We start from the raw sequence: 2,584 nt of genomic DNA, 5'->3' as shown, positions 1-2,584 counted from the left end.
GCCCGGCGGGCGATCTCGCGCGACAGCGGCAGGCCGAAGCCGAGACCGTGCACGCGGTCGGGATCGGGCTCGGGGTCGGGACCGGCCTCGGGGTCGGCGTGGGGGTCGGCTCCGGCGTCGCCGATCGGCTCCGCCGCGGGCCGTCGCGCGAACACGGCGTGCTCGTCGTCGACGCCGCGGCCGGAGTCCATCACCGACAGGTGCAGATCTCGTCCGTCGTCGAGCACCTCGACCTCCACCCAGGCCGGCGAGGTGCCGCCCGCCACCGCGGCGCGGACCGCGTTGTCGACGAGGTTGCCGAGCACGGTCGTCACGTCGCCCGGCTCGACCACGGAGCCCGACACGAGCGTCTCGGGGCCGAGCTGCAGCAGCACCCCGCGCTCGGCCGCCTCCACCCCCTTCGCGCCGAGGAACGCCTGCAGGTGCGGCTCGGTCAGCCGGTCGGCGTGCTTGACGGGGTAGCGCAGCGGGCCGTGCTCGAGCACGTCGGCCAGGTACCGCTTCGCCTGGTCGACCCGGCCGATCTCGAGCAGCCCGCTGACCGCGTGCAGCCGGTTCGCGAACTCGTGCCGCTGGGCGCGCAGGGCGGTCGTCATCGCACCCACCGCGTCGAGCCGACGGGTCAGGGCCTCGACGGCGGTGCGGTCGCGCAGCACGGCGACGCGTCCGAGGTCGACCCCCTCGCGCCGCACCGGACGCACGTCGACGAACAGCACGTGCGGCCCGACGACGAGCGTCGTCGACTCGGGTCGGGCGGGGCCGCGGCCGAGCAGGGCGACGAGCGGCTCGGGCAGGTCGAGGTCGCCGAGGAGGCGCCCCACGGCTCCGGCGCCGAGCCCGAGCAGCTGCGCCGCCTGCTCGTTGCACACGCTCACGCGCCCGTCGCGCGCGACCGCGAGCACCCCCTCCCCGACCCCGGCGAGCACGGCCTGCTGGTTCTGGACGAGGGATGCGAGGTCGTCGGGCTGCAGCCCCAGCGTGAGCCGGTCGAGGCGACGCCGGATCAGCACGGACGCGACGACGCCGAGCCCGAGGGCCAGCACGGCGACGGCCGCCACCGGCAGGCTGTCGCGGAGGAGCGTGTCGTAGACCCGCGCCGGGGCGTAGCCGACGCTGACCTCGCCGACGACCGCGGCCCGGCCGGCGGCAGCGGCATCGGAGCCGGCCGCGGCGTCGGCCTCGAAGATCGGGACCTTCGCGCGGGCGGAGTCGCCGAGGGTGCCGCGCTCCCACGAGACGGTCTCCTCGCCGCGGAGGGCCGCGTCCGGGCTCGTGCTGACCATCTCGCCGATGCGGTCGGGATCGGGGTGCGCGAGGCGGACACCGCGGTCGTCGGTGACGACGACGAACAGGGCCCCGGTGCGCTGCTGGGCGGCGACCGCCGTGCGCTGCAGGTCGCCGTCGGCCAGCGCCTCCTCGTCGAGGGCGGTGCCGTCGACGCTCAGCCGCGCGACCTCGGTGCGGACGTCGACGTCGCTCGCGACGCTCTGCGCCACGGCGAGCGCCGTCGACTCGGCCTCGCGCTCGAGGCGCTGCACGGCGAGGCCGACGAACACGGCACTGGTGAGCAGGACGATCGCGGTCACCACCGCGAGCTGCAGCAGGAGCACCTGCGTCGCGAAGCGGGTGCGCCGGCGGGGCCGCGGCAGGGACGCGGTCGTCGCCGACGCGTGCGTCGCGGCGGGCGCCGCCCGTGAGCTGTCGTCGGTCACGTCCGCCAGCGTAGGCCGCAGCCGAGGAGGCGCGTGAGCAGAACGCGCAGAACGCGGCCAACGTGCGGAACGGCCCCAACGCGCAGAAGCAGGACGCGCCTCCTCGTGCCCGGCTAGCGTGCCCGGACGCGCCACCGCGCCCGACGGACGAAGGAGTCCTGATGCTCGTTGTACTCGGCTATCTGATGGTCCTCACCTTCATGGTGCTGATCATGACCAAGCGGCTCTCGCCCATGCTCGCCTTGATCATGGTCCCGACGATCTTCGGCCTCTTCGCTGGCGCGGGGCTCGGCATCGGCGACATGGTGATCGAGGCGATCGGCGACCTGGCCCCCACGGCCGCGCTGCTCATGTTCGCGATCATGTACTTCGGCTTGATGATCGACGTCGGGCTGTTCGACCCGCTGGTGCGGCTGATCCTGCGGGTGACCGGCAACGACCCGGCGAAGGTCGTGCTCGGCACGGCGCTGCTCGCCGGCGCGGTCTCGCTCGACGGCGACGGCTCGACGACGTTCATCGTGACGACGGCGGCCATGCTGCCCATCTACCTCAAGCTCGGCATGAGCCCGGTGGTGCTGACCTGCGTCGCCGGCCTCGCGAACGGGACGCTGAACATCGTGCCGTGGGGCGGGCCCACCGTGCGCGCCGCCGCAGCCCTCGGCGTGCAGCCGAGCGAGATCTTCGTGCCGCTCGTGCCGTCGCTGATCGCGGGCCTCGTGCTCGTCTTCGTGTTCTCGTGGCTGATGGGGCTGCGCGAGCGCCGTCGTCTCGGGACGCTCGAGCTCGGCGGGTCGACGCTGGCCGCCGCGGCGTCGGCGATGTCGCCGCTGTCGCAGGAGCTCGCGAGCGCCTCGCGCGGCGGCGGCCCCGGA

At 74.7% G+C, this 2,584-nt stretch carries 2 protein-coding genes; one reads left to right on the top strand and one right to left on the bottom strand.

The features are described 5' to 3' along the window. The coding region (locus tag RWM17_RS13985) for a Spo0B domain-containing protein (protein ID WP_314104657.1) at positions 1–1,712 on the bottom strand (1,712 nt) is incomplete at its 3' end. A 161-nt stretch (positions 1,713–1,873) separates the two neighbouring features. On the opposite strand from RWM17_RS13985, the gene RWM17_RS13980 reads away from it, so the two are divergent. Next, the coding region (locus RWM17_RS13980; protein WP_314104656.1) for a citrate:proton symporter at positions 1,874–2,584 on the top strand (711 nt) is incomplete at its 3' end.

The sequence above is a fragment of the uncultured Frigoribacterium sp. genome, from assembly GCF_963515265.1.
Taxonomy (GTDB): Bacteria; Actinomycetota; Actinomycetes; order Actinomycetales; family Microbacteriaceae; genus Frigoribacterium.
Note: the sequence above shows the minus strand (reverse complement) of the source record. Positions and strands in the feature narration are given on the sequence as shown.